11 protein-coding genes are annotated in these 20,584 nt (G+C 63.1%); 1 reads left to right on the top strand and 10 read right to left on the bottom strand.

Features of this window, described 5'->3' with window-relative positions; all coding sequences use genetic code 11:
• Nucleotides 1-188: 188 nt before the first annotated feature.
• The gene (locus DXD39_RS02655; RefSeq protein ID WP_117803033.1) at nucleotides 189-1,370 is read left to right on the top strand and encodes a cation diffusion facilitator family transporter; all 1,182 of its coding nucleotides are present in this window, start codon (nucleotides 189-191) and stop codon (nucleotides 1,368-1,370) included.
• Between the two features lie 12 nt (nucleotides 1,371-1,382).
• Here the strand turns inward: DXD39_RS02655 and DXD39_RS02650 are convergent, their stop codons facing one another.
• The 10 genes from DXD39_RS02650 to DXD39_RS02605 all read right to left on the bottom strand — a co-directional run bounded on the left by DXD39_RS02650 (nucleotide 1,383) and on the right by DXD39_RS02605 (nucleotide 20,582).
• The gene (locus DXD39_RS02650) at nucleotides 1,383-2,372 is read right to left on the bottom strand and encodes a hypothetical protein (protein ID WP_117803032.1); all 990 of its coding nucleotides are present in this window, start codon (nucleotides 2,370-2,372) and stop codon (nucleotides 1,383-1,385) included.
• Nucleotides 2,373-2,548: 176 nt separating this feature from the next.
• The gene (locus tag DXD39_RS02645) at nucleotides 2,549-4,216 is read right to left on the bottom strand and encodes a formate--tetrahydrofolate ligase (protein WP_117803031.1); all 1,668 of its coding nucleotides are present in this window, start codon (nucleotides 4,214-4,216) and stop codon (nucleotides 2,549-2,551) included.
• Between the two features lie 144 nt (nucleotides 4,217-4,360).
• A complete protein-coding gene (gene ruvB, locus DXD39_RS02640; protein ID WP_022095140.1) occupies nucleotides 4,361-5,428 on the bottom strand; it encodes a Holliday junction branch migration DNA helicase RuvB in 1,068 nt (355 codons plus the stop codon).
• On the bottom strand, nucleotides 5,428-6,048 hold the full coding sequence (ruvA, locus tag DXD39_RS02635) for a Holliday junction branch migration protein RuvA (protein ID WP_055310211.1): 621 nt from the start codon (nucleotides 6,046-6,048) through the stop codon (nucleotides 5,428-5,430). The genes ruvB and ruvA overlap by 1 nt, the downstream gene beginning before the upstream one ends.
• Complete coding sequence (gene ruvC / locus DXD39_RS02630) at nucleotides 6,048-6,569, bottom strand: crossover junction endodeoxyribonuclease RuvC (protein WP_035137351.1); 522 nt, start codon at nucleotides 6,567-6,569, stop codon at nucleotides 6,048-6,050. Before ruvC ends, ruvA begins: the two co-directional genes overlap by 1 nt.
• A gap of 280 nt (nucleotides 6,570-6,849) precedes the next feature.
• Nucleotides 6,850-8,835, bottom strand: a complete 1,986-nt coding sequence (locus DXD39_RS02625) for a hypothetical protein (RefSeq protein WP_117803030.1) — start codon at nucleotides 8,833-8,835, stop codon at nucleotides 6,850-6,852.
• Between the two features lie 117 nt (nucleotides 8,836-8,952).
• Nucleotides 8,953-9,315: a desulfoferrodoxin family protein gene (locus DXD39_RS02620; RefSeq protein WP_117803029.1), complete on the bottom strand. Its 363-nt coding sequence runs from the start codon at nucleotides 9,313-9,315 to the stop codon at nucleotides 8,953-8,955.
• 150 nt (nucleotides 9,316-9,465) lie between these two features.
• Complete coding sequence (locus DXD39_RS02615) at nucleotides 9,466-12,930, bottom strand: DEAD/DEAH box helicase (RefSeq protein WP_117803028.1); 3,465 nt, start codon at nucleotides 12,928-12,930, stop codon at nucleotides 9,466-9,468.
• Between the two features lie 38 nt (nucleotides 12,931-12,968).
• Nucleotides 12,969-16,772 carry a DNA polymerase III subunit alpha gene (gene dnaE / locus DXD39_RS02610; RefSeq protein ID WP_117803027.1) on the bottom strand — a complete coding sequence of 1,268 codons (3,804 nt, stop codon included), beginning with the start codon at nucleotides 16,770-16,772 and terminating at the stop codon, nucleotides 12,969-12,971.
• 174 nt (nucleotides 16,773-16,946) lie between these two features.
• Complete coding sequence (locus tag DXD39_RS02605; RefSeq protein WP_117803026.1) at nucleotides 16,947-20,582, bottom strand: exodeoxyribonuclease V subunit beta; 3,636 nt, start codon at nucleotides 20,580-20,582, stop codon at nucleotides 16,947-16,949.
• Between the last annotated feature and the right edge of the window lie 2 nt (nucleotides 20,583-20,584).

The following is a 20,584-nucleotide window of genomic DNA, read 5'->3' as shown; positions in this document are numbered from 1 at the left end:
GACATTAAGTATGTCGAGCAAACAGGCACATGCCCATACCCATGTGGCCCAAAATGGACCACCCAGGCAGACGAGAAGGCTCGCTCGTTAGCACCGGCAGACTATTGCTGCATTTTCTGAGCATCGGTGCACGGCGCCCCCGTGCGAGCTACACTATCCCCTTAAACATGATTGTGAGGACGACCGCTATGCTATTTGTAAATCGGCTGGTACATACGCTTGTTCCCGGCAGCGAGGGCGAGCCGGTCGATGCCTCCTGCCGCACCAACGCGGGCTTCGCCGCAAGCCTCATCTGCATTGGCCTCAACATCACCCTGTGCCTGGCCAAGGGCATCGCAGGCCTGCTCGCCGGCTCCGTCTCCCTCATCGCCGACGCTTTCAACAACCTCTCCGATGCCTCGAGCAACATCGTGAGCCTGCTCGGGTTCCGCCTTGCCAGCCGCCCTGCAGACGAAGGCCACCCCTATGGCCACGGCCGCTACGAGTACCTAGCCGGCTTGTTTGTCGCCGTCCTGGTTTGCGCCGTCGGCATCAACCTGATTCTCGAGTCGGTCACTAAGATCATCAAGCCCTCCCCCACCGCCTACACGCTGGTCTCCCTAGCCGCTCTCGTCTTGTCCATGCTCGTCAAATTCTGGATGGCCGCATTCAACCGTGCGCTGGGCAACCGTATCGATTCCGAAACACTCATCGCCACAGCACAGGACTCCAAAAACGACGTCATCACCTCGGGATCGGTCCTGGCCGCAGCGCTTATTTCGCAGACGACCGGCTTTGACCTCGACGGCTGGGCGGGCCTGGGCGTGGGCGTCTTCATCTGCATCAGTGGCATGGGCCTGGTGCGCGACGCCATCAGCCCGTTGCTGGGGCAAGCGCCCGACCCCAAGCTCGTCCAGGCAATCCGCGACAAGATCATGTCCTATCCGCAGGTCTTGGGCACACACGACCTGATGGTGCACGACTACGGCCCCGGTCGTCAGTTTGCCAGCGCCCACGTGGAGATGCCCGGCGAGGGCGACGCGTTTGAACATCACGAGATCCTGGACACCATCGAGCACGACATCAAGCGCCAGATGGGCATTGACATCACGCTGCACTGCGACCCCATCGCGACAACCGGCGATGATTTGCGCGGCTGGGTCAAGCGCGGCATCATGCAGATCGACCCCGCACTCTCCATCCACGACCTGCACGAGCACGACGGGTTCGTTTCGTTTGACCTGGTGCGTCCCGACGGCTTTGATATATCCGACGAGGAGCTGCTGGAGCTCGTCACGCGCATCGTGCACGAGCGCCGGCCCAACGTCTCGTGCGTCGTCACATTTGATTCGGGCTTCAGCTCGCCCGAGCGTCCGGCCGAGCAGCTGTAGCCCGCTTAACAGCTAGTTTCCCTGCGCGCCCGAGATGCCGTTTTGTAGGGCGTTCCAGGCATCCGTCGCCATGTCGCCCAAGTTCTGAGCGGTGTCGCCCAGGTTCTGAGCCGTATCACCCAGCTCTTGGGCCTTATCCCCAAGCTCCTGTGCCTTGTTGCTCAAGTCCTCCAGCGTATTGGAGCTCGAGCCGTCGGTACCGCTTTGGCCGTCGGACGATTTGCCCGAGCTGTTCTTGTGCGTGAGCTGAATTTCGAGGTTGCCGCTGTCGTTATAGTAAGCAGAAGTAACGATCCAGTTGGCATCGACGACGGGCGTTGAGCCATCATCAGTCAGGACCACGGCATTCGAAAGATCGGCGCCGCGCGACTTAAGGAGCTTCTTGGCGTTGGACCAGTACTGCCCCGGGATATCGCTCAGATCGACGGTGCTAGACGAGGCGGACTCGGTTTGCTCGGCAGCGGTATCGGCCGTTGAACTCCCTCGCTTGTTGAGCATGCCCGACACAATGGCAAACACAACCGACAGCGCAAAGAAGATCGCCAGCACGATGAGGATCTTCTTGATCACGCTCGACGAACGCGACGGCTTCTTCTCCTCGTCCTCGCCATATTGCGGAATCGACTTGGGGTACTCGCGATACGGCTCGCGCGACTCGTAGCGAGGCTGCGCCGTGCGAGGCATATACGTCGTCTGCTGAGGCTGCGGAATAGGATTCTGCGGCAGGTCATCATAGGGATTCGGTGTCGAGGCGGCATAAGAATCCTGCGGCGCGTAATCAAACGGGTCCGGAGCTGCGTTGCCATAGGGGCCTTGCGAAGATGCAGCGTAAGAATCCTGCGCCGAGTCGCCATAGCCCATAACCCGGGTGGGCTCGGCAGAAGGCTGTGTCGCGGCGGGGTCGGTATAACCGGGGTTGGGAACAACGCGGGTCGCATCGGCGCTATCGCCAGCCTGCGTGGAACCGTAGCCGCCCATCACGGTTGTCTTGTCCTGATCCATGCAACGATTCCTTTCCGTCGCCCGTAAGCATCAAGTTATGCATGCATTCTACCCGCGCAAAAGCCTATGATGGGCAAAGGCCGTCGGTATCTACAAGACAAGCGCGACTAGAAAACAAAAGCCCCGCCGTGCCTTGTGAGCACGGCGGGGCGGGCAAGCAGCTATGAGCAGCGAGCTTAGAACAGGCCGGTGATGTTGCCGTCGTTGTCGACGTCGATGTTTTCGGCCGCGGGCACCTTGGGCAGACCCGGCATGGTCAGAACACTGCCGGTCAACGCGACCACAAAGTGGGCGCCGGCAGAAACCTTGAGCTCACGCACGGTGATGCGGAAGTTCTCGGGAGCGCCCAGGGCCTTGGCGTTGTCGCTAAAGCTGTACTGCGTCTTGGCGACGCACACCGGCAGGTTGCCAAAGCCGTTCTCGCGCAGCTCGGCGAGCTGGCGCTTGGCGGCCGGCGTAAAGTCAACGCCGTCGGCGCGGTAGACCTTGGTGGCAACGGCCTCGAGGGCATCAGCGACATCAGCGCCGTCCTCGTAGGCAAACTTGAGCTCACTCGGCTGTTCAACCAAGCGCATGACCTCATCGGCCAGCTCGAGTGCGCCCTCGCCGCCCTTGGCCCAGACCTCGGACAGCTTCACATTGACGCCCAGCTTCTGGCACTCGGACTCGATGAGCTCGAGCTCGGCCTCGGTGTCCGTCGGGAAACGGTTGATGGCGACCACGCAGGGCAGACCATAAACGTTCTGGATGTTGTCGACATGACGCAGCAGGTTGGGCATGCCAGCCTTGAGTGCCTCGAGGTTCTCCTCGTTGAGGTCGGCCTTGGCAACACCGCCGTTGTACTTAAGGGCGCGAGCGGTCGCGACGACCACGACGGCGTTGGGACGAACGCCCGTCATGCGGCACTTGATGTCCAGGAATTTCTCGGCACCCAGATCGGCACCAAAACCGGCCTCGGTAATGGCGACATCGCCAAAACGCATAGCCATACGCGTGGCCATGATGGAGTTGCAGCCGTGGGCAATATTGGCGAAGGGACCGCCGTGGACAAACGCGGGCGTACCCTCAAGCGTCTGCACCAGATTGGGCTTGAGCGCATCCTTGAGCAGTGCGGCCATAGCTCCCTGGGCCTTAAGGTCGCGTGCGCGGACGGGCTCGCCGGCATAGCTGTAGCCGACAACGATCTCGCCCAAGCGCTCCTTAAGATCGTTGATGCTCGTAGACAGGCACAGGATCGCCATGACCTCGGAGGCAACGGTAATGTCAAAGCCATCCTCGCGCGGCACGCCCTGGGCCTTGCCGCCAATGCCGTCGATGACATGGCGCAGCTGACGGTCGTTCATGTCGACAACGCGCTTCCAGGTGATGCGCTTAACATCGATACCGAGCTGGTTGCCCTGCTGAATATGGTTGTCGAGCATGGCGGCCAGCAGGTTGTTGGCGGCACCAATAGCATGGAAGTCACCAGTAAAGTGCAGGTTGATGTCCTCCATGGGGATGACCTGCGCCCAGCCACCGCCGGCGGCACCGCCCTTGACGCCGAAGACGGGACCGAGCGAAGGCTCACGAAGGGCCACGGCGCTCTTGACACCGCGACGGCGCAGGCCATCGGCCAGACCGATGGTCGTAGTGGTCTTACCCTCGCCGGCGGGCGTGGGGTTGATAGCGGTCACGAGGACGAGCTTGGCCTGGTGATCAGTCGGCTCGTTGAGCAGTGAATAATCGACCTTAGCCTTGTCGAAGCCGTACGGAATAAGGTGCTTAACGTCGACGCCGGCGTTCTTGGCCACCTCGGTAATAGGCAGCGGCGTAACAGAACGTGCGATTTCGATGTCAGTAGGCATGGGCGGTCCTTTCGTTACCGGATGAGAAAAAGACCAATCCAGCATAGCACGGGCGTGCAATAGTAAAACACCCGCAACCGACAAACGGCGATATGTTTACCCGATGCCCAGCGATAGCCCAACAGCCCGCCAAAACAAAGCGCCCTAAACGGTAGGTTCAATCCCCAGGTGCTCAAAGGTGCGAAGGGTTGCCTGACGGCCCTGCGGTGTACGAATCATCAGCCCGCACTGCAGCAGATAGGGCTCATAGACATCCTCGAGCGTGCCCGGGTCCTCGCCCACCGCGCTGGCAAGGGTCGTAAGTCCCACGGCACGACCGGAGAACGTCTTGGCGAGCGTCTCCAAAATGCGAATATCCATCCAGTCCAGACCGAGCTCGTCGATCTCAAAGAACTCGAGTGCCTGACGGCAGATATCGAGCTCAATGGGACCGTTGCCGCGCACCTGTGCGTAATCGCGCACGCGCTTGAGCAGGCGGTTGGCAAGACGTGGCGTGCCGCGCGAACGCGAGCCGATCTCGAGTGCACTGGGGTGGTCGATCGTCACGCCCAGGATAGTCGCCGAGCGCGTCACAATCTGCGCGAGCTCCTCGACCGTGTAGTAATCCAGGCGATATGAAATGCCAAAGCGGTCGCGCAACGGGCCTGTCAACATGCCTGAGCGGGTCGTTGCCGCTACCAACGTAAACTTGGGAATATCCAGGCGAATCGAGCGCGCCGCCGGACCCTTGCCAATCACGATATCGAGGGCAAAGTCCTCCATCGCGGGGTACAGTACCTCCTCGACCGAACGGTTGAGGCGGTGGATCTCGTCGATAAACAGCACGTCACCCGGCTGCAAGTTAGTAAGGATGGCCGCCAGGTCGCCGGTGCGCGCAATAGCGGGGCCGCTCGTCGTCTTGATCTGAGCGCCCAGCTCGTTGGCGATAACGGTGGCCAGCGTGGTCTTGCCCAGGCCCGGAGGACCCGAGAAAATCACGTGGTCGAGCGTCTCGCCACGGCTCTGCGCCGCTTCGATCAACACGCGCAGGCTCTGCTTGATATGCTCCTGGCCGCAGTAATCGTCCAGGCGCTGGGGGCGCAAAGTGCGATCGACATCGAGGTCCTCGGCCGTCAGCTCCGAGCCCACCATGCGCTCGCCGTGCGCCATGGATGCCGCCGGCGAGTTGCCGGGCGTCGCCCACAGGTCCTGAGAGTCATCGGCTTCCCACATCACGCATCCATTCCGAGTCGCTTAAGCGCCGCGCCGAGCAGATCCTCGACACGCATATTCTGCCCATCATACCCGCTCAGGGCAACATCGGTCTCCTGCGGGCTAAAGCCCATGGAAAGGAGCGCCGCACGGGCGTCATCGATGGCCGAGGGAGCGGCAGCGGGCACGGGCATCGCAACCTGGCCGGGAATCACGTCGACCGGCACAAAGCCCTTGTCCTTGGCAAAGGTGCTCTTGAGCTCCAGGATCAGACGCTGAGCTGTCTTTTTGCCCACACCGGGCACCTTGGCCATGCCCTTGTCGTCCTCGGCCATCACCAGCGAATACAATTGCCCCACGGTATAGGTGGAAAGCACGGCGAGCGCCAAGCGCGGGCCAACGCCCGAGACAGACACGAGCCGATCGAACATCGTGCGCTCATCCTTAGAGGAAAAACCGAAAAGTGTCATGGCGTCCTCGCGCACCTGCATACGCGTGTAGAGGCGGACCTCGCCGCCGGGCGTCGGCAACGTGGCCGCAGTGCTGCCCGAGATGCCGAGCTCAAAGCCAACGCCCGACACATCGACGACAGCAGAGCTCATCGTGGCCTCGACAAGCGTTCCGTGGAGCTGGGAGATCATCAGTATCCGGTTCCTCTCTGTTGATAGAACTCGCCGCCGGTAAGCGCCCGGGTACGGCTGAGGTTAACGTGGCAGATGGCGCAGGCCAGGGCATCGGCGGCATGGTCAGGATGCGGGTCGTGATCGAGCTGCGTGAGCGTGCGCACCATGTAGGCGACCTGCCGCTTATCTGCGGCTCCGGTGCCCACAACAGCCTGCTTAATCTGCATAGGCGTGTACTCGCCAATCTCGAGCGCGCACTCCGAAAGCGCCACAAGCGCAGCGCCGCGGGCATGCGCCGTAGGGATGGCCGAGCGAACGTTGGCGCCAAAGTAAATGCTCTCGATGGCAGCGGTATCGGGTCGATAACGCTCCACGACACCCTTGAGGTCGCGGGCGATATGCGACAGGCGCACCGCGAGCGGACTTCCGGCACTGGTCTCGATGCAGCCGTAGGCACGGCAGCGAACCTCGCCACGCCGCTCCTCGATAATCCCCCAACCCGTATGAGCCAAACCGGGGTCAATGCCCAAGATAACCAAACCAACCTCCCCTCGTCTTTTACCAAGCGCAAGGCAAGGCCCCGCGCATCATTCACGAACGTCTGTTCTAGAATAACACAATAGCGGCCGCATCTAGCAAGCAAGGTTGAACCATAGGTTGAGCATAAGTCAGCGAGCGAGTCCCTGCCGTGGCAAGGTGTCGCGAAAGAGGAGCGCCGCGTACTTTTGTACGCAAGCGACGGTTTGAGCGGCAGATTGCCCGGCAGGGGCTCGCGCAGCGTCGACTCGTTACGCGGTTTGGCAAAACCGCGTAACCTTTTTAGTTCTGCGAGAAGAACGGGAACTGTCGGGGATCAACCGGCGGATGCGGCATCGGGCCACCCTGGGGTCCACCCTGCGGGCCACCCTGGCCGCCCATCATCTTATCGATGGCGTCCTGGACCTCGCCCTCAAACTTCTTCATACCCTCGTGCAGGCGGCGCTGGCCGTCCTCGGAGCGCAGCTCCTCCATCTGCTCGGGCGAAATACCCAACAGCTCACCCAGTATGCCCATCATCTCGCCACGCATGCGCTCGCTTGTATCCTCGTCGGCAAAGCGGTTCACCTCGGCGCGCGCCAGCGCATCGACCGTCATGCGCTCTTTACCGCTCAGGCCAAGATCGGACCACGCGAGCATATACGGCCAGGCGCGCTCGACAAACGAACGGGCCGAGACGATCGGCGCCGTCGGCAGCTGGCGGCGAGCCGCCTCTCCCTGGCGCACGAGCATCAGCAGCAGCGAGCAAGCCTCGGGCTTGCCGGTGGCCATCGGAATGTCGTCGAAGGGACGATTGCGGTCGACGTGCGACTCGAGCGTGCCATCGACCTCGCCCGGCTCAAGCCCGCCGAGCAGCTGTGCCGCGCGGTCGAGCATGTCAACCGGACCATCAAGCGTCGAGAGCGCTTGCGCCAGCACGCGCTCCATGCAATCCTCCACCGCGTTGAGTGTCACGAGCTCCTGCGGCACCACGGCAGACGTACGGTTGCGTACGCGCGCCACAAACTCGAGCGTCGACAGGTATACGTCGCCAAAGGGCGCATAATCGCCCTGGTAGCCACCGCAAAGCGCGGGCGCCGCCAGCGCGTACTCAGTTTTGGACAGCGGGCTCAACGCCATCGCCCCCAGCTCGAGCGCCGTATCCTCCAGCATGAGGCCCAGCGTGCGAGAGCGCAGGCGCTCGGCGTCGCCCGCCGATACATCGCGGTCGAGCACACGCGCGGCATCCGGGGCATCGCGCTCAACCGTGCGAATATGCAGGCGCTCGGCAATGGCGCGAACGGCGGCACAGCGAGCAGCCTCGGCCTCCTCCTGCGCCGACGTAAAGATGCGGTTGCGTCCCAGCACCAGGCCGACCACATTGCGCGGACCCAGGGCGTCGACGGCAAGCGCCGCCAGCAGGGACGACGGCAAGTCGCCCTCGAGCGCCACCACGGCGCGCGACGTACCGCGGGCGCGGGCGTTATCGCGCACAGCGAGCACCAGCGCCTGCCACAGCCATTCCTCGGAGCGAAACTCGGGCAGCTCGTGGTCCTCCAAGGCATCGAGCATCACACCGCGCTGGATCTCCTGAACCAGCAGGCTCTCTTCAAAACACGGCGCCTGGGCCACCACGCGCCCGCAGTCGTCGAGCACAAACGATCCGCCGGTATACACCGACTCGTCATAGGCACCGACCGGCGCCATGCAGGCAAACCACACGCTGCGCTTAGATGCGATCTTGCGGTAGGCACCGCTGCGAACGGCGGCAATGGCGGCCGTCTCGCGGTCGGTCATGTCAAACGCGTTGAACTGAAAATAGGCGATGAGGTCGACGCCGGTCGGCAGCATCTCGAGCTCGCGGTCCAAGTCGAAAATCACGGCGATACGCACGCCGTCCACGTCGAAGACCGGCGGCGCCCAACGGGCATCACCGTTCCCACCACGCTGCAGGGCAATGCTCGAACGGGCCGGCACCACATGGCCGTCCTTGAGCATCATGTAGTCGAGCAGGGGCTGGCCCTCAAACGAAACCGCCGCGGGCACGATGCAGATCATATCGAGTTCTTGGATACGCTCGGCGACACCGGTCAGGCCTGTCAACATGTCGTGCTCAAAGTCGGCAGTGCCCACCAGGCCCCCGGGCATGGCGCCCATAAAGAGCGGAGCCGGCACGCACAGCACGCGTGCCCCGCGCTCGTGGGCCAGACGAGCCTGGTCCTCGATGCGGCCGCAAATGCCCTCAATATCACCCAGGCGCATATCGATCTGTGCAAGTGCGAGCTTCATGGCTCAGCCCTTTCCGTCGTAAACCATCGTTGTCGTAGTAAAAGCGCCGGCCGCATGATGCAGTCGGCGCTCGCATGTGCATATGCTAGCTATGATACCCCGAGCGGGGACGCGCTCCTAGAACGTCGCGGACCACAGCCCATGCAGGTTGCAATAGGCATAGACGGTGCCGGTCTTGGAGCCGCCGGCAAAAAACGTCGCGGGCTTCATGCCGGGCTGGAGGTAATGGACCTCCAGACGGCCCTCGGCCTCAAGGGCGATCCACTCGATGTAGTGCTCGGGCACCATAGGATGCTCGACCGAGCCCACGCGTGCGCGGATCACGTGACCGTCGCGCTCGCTCTCAACGACGGGCACGTGCTTCTCGTGCGCCGCGTCCTCGGTGTTCGCGGTCAGCTCCGTGCAGCCGGCAGGGGTTGCAACGTCGTTGCCAAGGGCGGCAATGAGCTTGCCGTCGGGGTCCTTATAGAATTTCGCCATGATGTTCTCCTTTGCTGATGTGCCGATGTTCTCGATGCTTCTTATGCCCAAAGGCGCGCGAACCATCCACGGCATCGCAAATGAACACATAACGAGCGGGGACGATGGGGCAACGTGCGCTATCCGCCCTGGCGGCCCCACCCGAGCGGGTTAGCGCCCGTCGCCGCCGAGCAGTGCCAGAACATCCTCGCGGGTAAACAGCGCCGAGGAGATGCCGTCGCCGCCGAGCACGCTGTTGACCAGGTCGCGTTTGGACTCTTGCATCTGCATGATGCGCTCCTCGATCGTGTCCTTGGCGATGAGCTTGTACACGGTCACGGTATGTTGCTGGCCAATACGGTGCGCGCGGTCGGTCGCCTGGTCCTGCGCGGCCACGTTCCACCACGGGTCGTAGTGGATGACCACGTCGGCCGCCGTCAGGTTGAGGCCCACGCCGCCCGCCTTGAGCGAGATCAGAAACACCGGCACCTCGCCCGCCTGGAACTGCGCGACCATCTTGGCGCGGCTCTCCTTGGACGAAGCGCCCGTGAGCTTAAGAAAGCCGATGTCCTCCTTGGCCAGGCGCTTGCCAATGATATCGAGCATGCCCGTGAACTGGCTGAACAGTAGAATGTGGTGCCCGCCGTCGAGCGCACCGTGCACGAGCTCCATGCAAGCGTCGAGCTTGGCGCTCCCTGCCTTGTAGTCCTCGTAGTGTAGATGCGGGTCGCAGCAGATCTGGCGCAGCTTGGTGAGCTCGGCGAGCACCTTGAGCTTGTCTTTCTTAAACTCGGATGCCTCGCGATGCTGCACCTGCTGGGCGATACGGTCTTGGTTGGCCAGGTAGAGCTTGCGCTGCTCGCCGGTGAGCTGTGCCATGACGGTGTCTTCGATCTTCTCGGGCAGGTCGGCCACCACGTCTTCCTTAACGCGGCGCAGCACAAACGGCGACACGAGCGCTTGCAAGCGAGCGGCGCTGTCACCCTCGGCGTGCTCGACCGGGCTTTCGAAGCGCTTGGCAAACGACTCGCGCGTGCCAAGCAGGCCCGGCATCAAAAAGTCGAAAATGCTCCAGAGCTCGGACAGGCGGTTTTCGATGGGCGTGCCCGTCAGGGCAAAGCGCACACCGGCCGGCAGGCGCTTGGCGGCGCGCGCCACCTGCGTGAGCGGGTTTTTAATGTACTGGGCCTCGTCGAGCACCACGCGGGTAAAGTCCTGCTCGGCATACTCGTCGATATCGCGGCGCATGAGGTCATATGACGTCACGACCACGTTATGCTCGGCCACGCCAGCGATCTGCACGCGGCGTTGAGCCTTGGCGCCCACGATGGCGCACACGTCGAGCGACGGGGCAAAGCGCTCCAGCTCGGCGGTCCAGTTGTACACGAGCGACGCAGGGCACACCACGAGCGTGGGCTTGGCATCCCCCGCCTCCACGCGCGCCAGGACATGCGCGATCATCTGCAGCGTTTTGCCCAGGCCCATATCGTCGGCCAAAATACCGCCGAGGCCCAGGTGCTCGAGCGAGCCGAGCCACTGGTAGCCGTCGACCTGGTAGCCGCGCAGTGTGGCCTTGAGCGAGACCGGCACCGTAAAGTCCATCTTGCCGAGCGTGTCCAGGCGCTCGACGGTGCGACGGAACGCAGCGTCGCGATCGGCTTCGAGCGCCGGCGTGCGCGCGAGCATGCTGTCGACGAACAGGGTACTCGACGCGGGAAGCGACACGCCGTCGAGCAGGTCGACAGCATCGACCCCCAGGTCCTCGGCAAGCCCAAACGCGGCGCGGGCGCCCTCGTCCAGGCGAATGATGTCGCCCGACGTGAGACGCGCAAACGTCTGGTGACGCTTGTAGGAGTCGAGGTAGATGGCAAGGTCTGCCGCCGAAAGGCCGCTCGCGCCCAGTTCGACGTCGAGCAGGTTACTCTTGACGGTTGCACGCACCGAAAGCTTGGGCGCAGGGCGGACCGAGACCTGGCGCAGGCGGTCGCTGAGCATGACCTCGCCCAGCTCGGACAGGGCGGACAGGCCCTCGGTCAGCAAGTGGAACAGGCTCTCGTCATCGCGTTCCTCAAATGCCAGGCCGCCCTCGTAAAAGTCGAAATACAGGGCCACCGTGTCCATAACGCGAAACTCTGCCACCTCGTCGCGCGGCGGCACGCCCGGGCGCCGCTCTTCGAAGGGGCTGCCCGGAGCGCCCAGGCTAAAGAGATCTGCCGACCAGTCGCCGTAGGTAACCGTAATTTTGCAGGTCACGAGCCCATCGTCGACGCCGATCGCCATGGCAAAGCTCGGCTCGGGCGCCACGGTGTCGAGCACGGCGGGAGCGGTAAGATCGGTGTAGTCGCGCAAAATGGGCAGTGCCATGCGGCAGAATTCGCCCACCTGCTCGGCGGCAATATGGACCGGCGTGCGACAGGGCAGCAAGCGTGATAGGAACGGCGCCGCGTGCTGAGCAAACGCCACATCGGTGCGGCGCGCACGGCGGGTGTCGACCAGATAGGCAACGTCGTCCGAAGCAAAGCAGTATGCATCGGCCGGCAGGCGCAGATCATAGCTGCCACCGGCCGCCGGCGCGATTTTGGCGGCAAGGAGCGGTGGGCGCTTAGACAGCGCCTCGTCCTCCCCTTCCGGAGGCAGTTCAACCGCCACGTCATAGGTGCGATGCGTCGTCGTCCCCCGCGACCAGGCGGGCTCAAAAGAGATGGTCTGGCCGCGTAGCAGGTCCAGCACATATACGATGCTATGCTCGGACAGCGGCAACTGACGCTCGGCGACAAAACCGTTGCGGGCAAAGTCGTACGACGCCGAACGCGAGCTTGTGATGTCATCGAGATAGGCAACTGTCGTCACAACAAGGTTGAGCAGCTTTGTCGAAACGCCTTCGAAGGCTTCGGGCGTATGGACAAACGTGAGCTTCTTGCCGTACGAGAAGGTGCCGCCTCGGACATAGGCGTCGGCCATGCCGTCGATATCCTTGACCACGTAGGACACCGAACCGCAGCGAATGCGGAACTCGAGCGCCCAGCTAAAGCGGTCGGCGAACAGCGGATTGTAGTACGGCACCAACGAGGGCTCCAACGCCGCTTTGGGGGCGTCGGGATCGACGGCACCGGCAAGCTTGCGGCGCATGCTCGCCAGCTCATTCATGCGCGCGTCCGAAAGATCGGAGAGCGCCGCCATGAGGCTGGGGCTCGTGGGAACGGGCGCCGGGAAGGGAAAGTTGGGGTTGACGGCCGGCGCTTTGGGCGCGGTGCGCGCGGGCTGTTTCGGCTGCGCCGTAAACGTGCGAACCGGTGTGCGCAGCCCCTCAACAGGCTCAATGCCGCTGGCGTCCAGGTACGCCAGCGCTGTGGCAATGGCGTGCTTGCACATGCCGGGGTAGCGATAGGCAGCAGGGCAATCGCAGTCGTAGTCGATCACCTCGTGCTCGTCCATGTCGAGCGCCACGTGCGTCTTGTACAGGTCGCCGCGCGAGCCGCGCACCGAGCCCTCAACCGTCACGTTTTTGGAGAAGCGCGAGCCGCTGTCCTCAATCGACAGCACGGCACCGTTAAGCATGAGCGAGCGCCCCTTCATAAAGGTGCCGCTCAACGCCGCCTCTTTCCGGAGCGCCTGCACGAACGTCCCCTGCGCCATCACTTCCTCCAATCTCGCGCGGACCAGCAAGGTCGCCCTTAGATCACCGTCACTCTGCCTTGGTTACCAACGATAGCCTTGGCCTCGGCCAGCAGCGGAATCGAGCGCGCGTTGACCTTGGCAGGTACCTCGGCACGCAGCACGCGCCCGTCCACCTGCTCGATAAAGATCTCCACACGGTCGCCGCCCGGGTTGGAGGTGAGCACCGTGGCAAGACGCGCCATATTGCCCTGGCTAAAGCGGCTGTTGGGCACCATGACCTCAAACACCTTGGGCTTGTTGTTCTCCTCGTTAAGCTCCAGTGGCACAATCTCCTGCGCGATGATCTGGTCGCCGCGGTCCGAGCGCTCGAGCTTGCCCTTAATGCGCACAAAGGCGTCGGACAGCTGCGCGCCTGTCTCGGGATCGACCTCGCCGTACAGATACCCCTCGGCCTCCTTGTAGGTCTTGGGGAACACCACGACGGTGGCCTCGCCTTCCATGTCCTCGAGCTGCACGATACCCATGGGGTCGCCGTTTTTGGTCACGCGCTTGGACACGCTCGAGACCATGCCGGCCCACCACAGCGCCTTGCCCTCGGGAATCTCCTGGTTGATGGTGCCGCCCGTGGGGTTCTGAACTTCGTAGCCGGTGTCGATCTGCGAGAACGAAAAGTCGCGCGCCTTGGCTAGCGCATACTCAAACGGGCGCAGCGGGTGGTCCGAGACATAGATGCCCAGAACCTCTTTCTCCTGGCTCAGCTTGAGGTGGCGGTCCCATTCCTGGCCATCCGGATCGGGCACGCTGACCTCGAAGCCCGAGCCCTCAACGTCGCCAAACATATCGAAGAACGAGGTCTGGCCGCTCGCGCGATCCTTCTGGCGCTTCACCGCGGCGTCGATGATGTTCTCGGGGTTGTTCTTATCCACAAAGTGCATCATCTGTCGACGCGGATACCCCGTGGAGTCGAAGGCGCCTGCCTTGATCAGCGATTCGATTACGCGACGGTTTGCCTGGCTGGAGTCCACGCGCTCGACAAAATCGTGCAGCGTCTTAAACGGACCGCCCGCCTCGCGCTCGGCGATAATCGCCTGCGCCACGCCGGTGCCCACGCCGCGGATGCCGGCCAGACCAAAGCGCACGCCCTCCTTGGTAGCCGTGAACTCGGTACCGGACTCGTTGACATCTGGCGAAAGCACGGGGATGCCGTCGTGACGGCATGCCGAGACGTAGTGCACGATCTTGTCGGTCTTGCCCGTGTAGGACGTCAGAACGGCCGCCATGTACTCGTGCGGATAGTGCGCCTTGAGCCACGCCGTCTGCATAACCAGGATGGCGTAGCCGGCGGAGTGCGACTTGTTGAAGGCGTAGGATGCGAACTCGAGAACATCGTCCCAAATCTTCTGGGCGACCTCGCGCGTGTAGTTGTTCTTGATAGCGCCGTTCATCCAGTGGTCGTAGGTGGTCTCGTCCGAGCCATCCTCCCAGTGCAGCACCGTCGACGTGAGCAGCTTGATCTTTTTCTTAGCCACGGGCTTACGGATACGCGAGTCCGATTCGCCCTTGGAGAAGCCGCACATCTCGACGGAGATGAGCATAACCTGCTCCTGGTAGACCATGGTGCCGTAGGTTTCGCCCAGGATGTCGTCCAGACGGTCGTCGTAGGAGACGGCCGGCTCCTTGCCGTTCATACGGTTGATGTAGGACGAGACCATGCCGGCGCCCAGCGGGCCCGGGCGGTACAGGGCGATCAATGCCACGACGTGTTTGTACTCGGTGGGCTTCATGTTCTTGATCGTGGCCGTCATGCCGGCGGACTCGACCTGGAAGACGCCGGCGGTGTGGCCGGAGCCCATGAGCTTAAAGATCTCGGGATCGTCAAAGGGAATCTCTTCCTCTTTGATGTCGATGCCAAAGTTCTTTTTGATGTTTGCCTTGGCCTTGGAGATAACCGTCAGCGTGCGCAGGCCCAGGAAGTCCATCTTGAGCAGGCCCATGTCGGCGACGGTATGGCCCTCGTACTGGGTAATCTCGACGCCGCCCTTGGTATCGAGCTTGGTGGGCACGTGCTCGTTGACGGGGTCGCGGCAGATCAGAACGGCGCACGCGTGCACGCCCTCGCCACGGGTGAGGCCCTCGATCGAGAGCGCCGTGTCGATGATGCGGCGGGCGTCGTCGTCCTTTTTATATGCCTCGGCAAAATCGGGGTTAAACAGATCCTCTTTGCCGGGTTGCTTTTCGAGCACCTGCTTGAGCTTGACCTTGGGGTCGCTCGAGACCATCTTGGACAGGCGCTGGCCCATGTAGACCGGGTAGTCCAGAACGCGCGCGGCGTCGTTGATGGCCTGCTTGGCCTTAATGGTCGAGTAGGTGATGACGTGGGTGACCTTCTCGGGACCGTAGAGCTGGCGGACGTGCTCCACGACCTCGAGGCGCCGCTCATCGTCGAAGTCCATATCGATATCGGGCATCTCGGTACGCTGCGGAGACAGGAACCTCTCGAACATCAGGCCGTTCTCGAGCGGGTCGAACGCGGTGATGTTCATGGCGTAGGCGACGATAGCGCCGGCGGCAGAACCACGGCCGGGGCCGACGCCGATGCCGTTGTCCTTAGCCCATTGCACGTACTCGGCGACGATCAAGAAGTAGGCGGCAAAGCCCTTGTCGCAGATGACCTTGTATTCGTACTCAAAGCGCTCTTTGATGTTGACGCCGCCGATCTCGCGCGTGGCCCAGTCGTCACCGTAGTGCTGGCGCAGGCCCTTCTCGCACTCGCGGCGGAACTGGCTCTCGTGCGTCTCGCCGGGATCGAGCAACGGGAAGCGCGGCAGGATGATGGAGTCCCAGTCCAGCTCCACGTAGCACTTGTCGGCGATCTCGAGCGTGTTGTCGCAGGCTTCGGGGCAATACGGGAACATCGCCCGCATCTCCTCCTCGGTCTTCATATAGAACTCCGAGCCGGTCATGCGCATGCGGTTGGGGTCGTCGACCTTGGCGTTCATGCCGATGCACATAATGACGTCCTGTACGGGCGCGTCCTCGCGACGCAGGTAGTGGAAGTCGTTGGTGGCGATGACCTTGACACCCACCTGCTTGGCGATATCGATGAGCGTGCGGTCCATCTGCTCGTCGGTCAGGCCGTTGTCGGTGGTGATGCCGTGTTCCTGGATCTCGATGTAAAAGTCGCCGGGGTCAAAGGTGTCGCGGAAGGTCTCGGCCCACTTGATGGCGCCCTCCATGTCACCGCGGTCGATGTATTTGGGGATGATGCCCGCGATACAGGCGCTCGTGCAGATCATACCCTTGGCGTGGCGGCGCAGGTTGTCGAGCGTCACGCGCGGCTTATAGTAAAAGCCCTGCACGGCGGCCTCGGAAACCGTCTGCATCAGGTTGACGTAGCCTTCCTGGTCCTTGGCCAGAAGGATCATGTGGTAGAGCTCGGGCTTATGGTCGCGGGCGAGCGTCTCGTCCGGCGTAAAGTAGACCTCGCAGCCAAAGATGGGCTTGATGACCAGGGGCGGCTTGAGCTCGTCGATGTTGCCCTTCTCGTCCCACATGGCCATGTCCTTCACATACTGGGCATGCTCGCGCGGGTTTGCCTCGGGATCGGGCTCCACCAGCTCGTCGCGACGGTCCTTTTCCAAGAAGGCCTTGTCGTGGCTCCAGGTTTTGTACTCGGGCGTGTTGTGGTTAACGGCGTCACAGGCCAGCGCTAGGTCGGGCACGCCATACATGTAGCCGTGGTCGGTAATGGCCACGGCGGGCATGCCAAGCTCAACGGCACGGTTGACCATATCCTGGATACGGGTTGCGCCGTCGAGCATGGAGAAAACAGTGTGATTGTGCAGATGGACGAATGCCATGTGATGAGCTCCGATGCGGGTTCGTGTTCTGACTGAACGATTTTACCCCACGGCACGGACAGCACCCGAACCTAGCCAAACCAACACGGCTCCTCTTGAGTTGCGGTGAAATACGGACTGTTTGGCGGCTTTTTTGGCCAAAACAGTCCATATTCCACCGCAAGTTATTGAGGGCTAGAAGTTGTAGGTGACTACTTGAGGTTCGGCGGGTTCGACGAAGATGGCTGGATCGGGCTGCTCCACGCGGACGAACTTGACGGTCACGACCTCAAAGCCCGCCTTGTGCAGAACATCAGCGTAGACGCGCGCCTGCAGGGCGTGCTTCTCCTGCAGCTGTTCCGGCGTCTCGTCCGGTGTGCCGCCCGTCTTGTAGTCGATGACCAGCGCGCGCGACGAATCCGCCGGGTCGGTCGCTAGCGCATCGATGGCGCCCTCGGCATATTCACCGTAGCGAGCGATGTCCTCGTCCTCGCAGCCCAGCGAAAAGAACGGCACCTCGGCGCGAACGCACGACCACGCGAGCAGGTCGGCACGAACAGCCGACTTGAGCCAGCGGTCCAGGGCAACGTCGAAGCGTTCGCGCTGATCCGGCGTCAGGCACCACAGGCGCGCCAGCGCATCGGCACGCTCAGCGGGCAGCGTATCGGCACCCATCTCGATCAGCCACTGGCAGGCGGCATGGAAGGCCGAGCCCAGCGCCATGGGATTGCCGGCGGGCTCGACAGCAGCCACGTCCGCATCCGTCATCTCGGAACCATCCGACTCCGCATCGTCGCCAGCCTCGTCCATGGGCACCCGCGTCACGGCGGCACGGTCTTCGGCCTCGGCATGCAGCGCCGCGGCAATCGACGAATAGCTGTACGAATCACGCGCCGGGAACGGACACGTGCCCATGCGCACGCCCGCCGCCTGGGGATATACGAGTTCAAACGAATCGGGCGACGGGTCGGCGGGGCCGGGCGCGACCGGGCGATCGGCGGCAGCATCGGCACCCTCCGCCTCCGCATCACCGCGAACGAGCCTACCCTCGGCATCCAGTGAAGCGTTGGCCTCAAACGCCTGCTCGCCAAACGTAAAGTCCGCGAGCGAGATGAGCTCGTAGTCGCCCGGCTGGGAGCTGTCGAACACCAGGCGGTCGGCATCGAGCTGTGGCATGTCCAGGCCGTCCGTCGGCAGAATACGGCGCAGCACGTCGTAGGTCAGATCGGTCTCGACGTCGAAGGTCGGCGCGCACAGCTTGCCGCGGCTCACGCCGGCATCCATCGCCAAGATCACCAGCTCTCGCGCTCGCGTCATGGCGACATAGAGCAAACGAGCCCGCTCCTCGAGCGAAAGCTGCAGGTCGTCGTTGCGCAGGCGAGCAAATGCCTCGGCGGGAGAACCCGTCGCGCAGACATCCTCCATGAGCTCTGGCGGCAACCACAGTGACGTGCCCTTGCCCTTAAACGCGTGTTCAAACTGCTTTTTGACGTCATCGCCCTTCACGAAGGTCCCATCGGCAAGCTTAACGCCATCAAAACGAGCCGGCAGCGCCACGACTTGCACCCCACCGTCGACGCGGCCCATCTGTGCCGCACCGGACGATTTGCGCACGCCAAAACACTCGGACACCGCGACGACCGGATACTCCAGACCCTTGGATGCATGCACGGTCATGATGCGTACCGCGCCGTCACCCTCCTCGTTGAGCGCGCCCGGGGCTTCCTTGCCCGCCAGGAAGCGGTCAAAGGCCAGCGCAATGGAGCGCGGCGAGTTACCGAACTCGGCCTCGGCCTCAACCACAGCATCGAGCGCCTTGAGCACGTTGGCGGCAATGGCCTTGCCCTCGGGGCCGCGCTTCGCCAGTCGCACGAACCAGCCGGAAGCATTGACCACGTCGCGCGCGATGTTGGCGAACGAATCACGTCCCACGCGGCGCAGCGCATAGCGCAGCACCTCGCGGGCGCGCGTCACCAGTGGCAAGCCCTGCAAGCCGGGCACATCGGAATCGCTCATGATGCCCGCATCGATGTTGCGGCGCGACGTCTCCCCCGTCTGCTCGTCCAGCTTGGTCGCCAGCGCCAGGAATTCCTGAGCGCCGAGCGCAAACATCGGTGAGGCCAGCAGCGGCATAAGACCCTGCGCCGTATCGGCCGGGTTAGCAAGCGCGCACACCAGGGCACGCACCGTTTGGACCTCGGCAGCCTGGGCAAAGACCGAACCGCCTGCGATCACGCAGTCGAGCCCCTGGTCGCGGAAGGCCTGGGCGTAGACGTCGGCGTTGGTCATGCGGCCCAGTAGCAGCACCATGCCGCCCTGGGGCTGGCCCACTTTAACGAGCGCTTGGAACCGCTCCGCAATCGCACGAGCTTTCGCCTGCGTTCGCTCCTGGGTGCTGCCGCCGGCAACGAGCAGCGCCTGGCGGCGCGAAGCCTTTGCCTCGAGCTTGTCCTCGCGATCGTCACTCGGCTCAAGATCCAAGAACCCCTGCATCAAACCACCGGTATCGCCGTCAAAGACGCGTGCCACATAGCGCAGCACCTCGTCGTGGCTGCGGAAGTTGCGCACGAGCTTGACGAGCTCGCCGGCAGGGGCATCGGATGCGACGGAGGTCTCGGGCGCAGCAGAGGAGCCCACCTTGCGCTCCTGGCGACGGAACACCTCGACCTCTGCCCCACGAAAGCGATAGATGGACTGCTGCGCATCGCCCACGGTACACAGCGCACGCTCACCCGCGCCGGTCAGGTAACGGATCAGGTCGACCTGCATCTGGTCGGTGTCCTGGAACTCGTCGATCATAACCATCTTAAAGCGGCCCTCGTACGCGGCGCGAATGGCCGGGTAATCGCGCAGCGCCTCATAGGCCATGCGCAGCAGGTCGTTGTTATCGAGGGCGGACTGCTCGGCCTTGAGTGCGCGATACTCGGCCTCGACGGAGCGAGCCAGGCCCACCAGCGCATCGAGCGCCGGGCCGCCGCAGGCAAGCACGATATTGATAAACGCATCGGCCGCCTCGGCCTTGAGCAGCTCCACCTGCTCCTTAGGGAATGCCTTACTCGCCCGAGGCATGGTACACGACATCATGAGTCGCGCCGCATCGGTCATGGTCTTGCCGCTCGCCTCGAACGCGTCGATGGCATCGAGCGCCGTCTGTGCCTTCTCGGTCGCGGCCTTGCTTGCGCCCAACGCCGCGCGATAGGCATCGGCGAGTGCCGAGGTATCGGCCTGGCCGCGCGCCACGCACACGTCGTCCATACCGCCCGGCAGCTGGCTCGATAGCTCCAACAGATCGCGCACCAGGCCTTTGACGGTCGTGCCGGCGCCAAAGGGACCGCCCTCGCCCGCCATGGGATACCAGGCGTAGAGGGCCTTGAGCGATGCCGCGAGCTCGGGGGCGGCATCGGGCGCCGTCGCGCGACCCAACACATGCTCAACAGCCTGATCCATGAGCTCGTCGGTATCGGTGAGCACCGTGAACTCGGGATCGATGCCCAGCTCCAACGCGTGTGCGCGCAGGATACGCGAGCACATGCCGTGAATGGTCGAGATCCACGCGTCGTCGACGGTCAGTGCTTCCTCGTCCATGCCCTCGTCGATAAGCGCACGGCGCACGCGGTCGCGAATCTCGGCCGCGGCATCTTTGGTAAAGGTGATGGCGAGCACCTGGTCCAGATGCTCAACGAACGGACCGGATTCGGGCGAGAGCGCGTAGACGATGCGGCGCGTGAGGGTAAAGGTCTTGCCCGAACCGGCGCCCGCCGAGACAAACAGCGGACGGTCGAGCGTCTTGACGATCTGCAGCTGTTGCGGCATCAAGGTCGAAAGATCCATGG

This window comes from Collinsella sp. TM04-29, assembly GCF_003466565.1.
GTDB lineage: Bacteria > Actinomycetota > Coriobacteriia > Coriobacteriales > Coriobacteriaceae > Collinsella.
The sequence above is the reverse complement of the archived record's forward strand: the minus strand, read 5'-3'. Positions and strand labels throughout refer to the sequence as shown.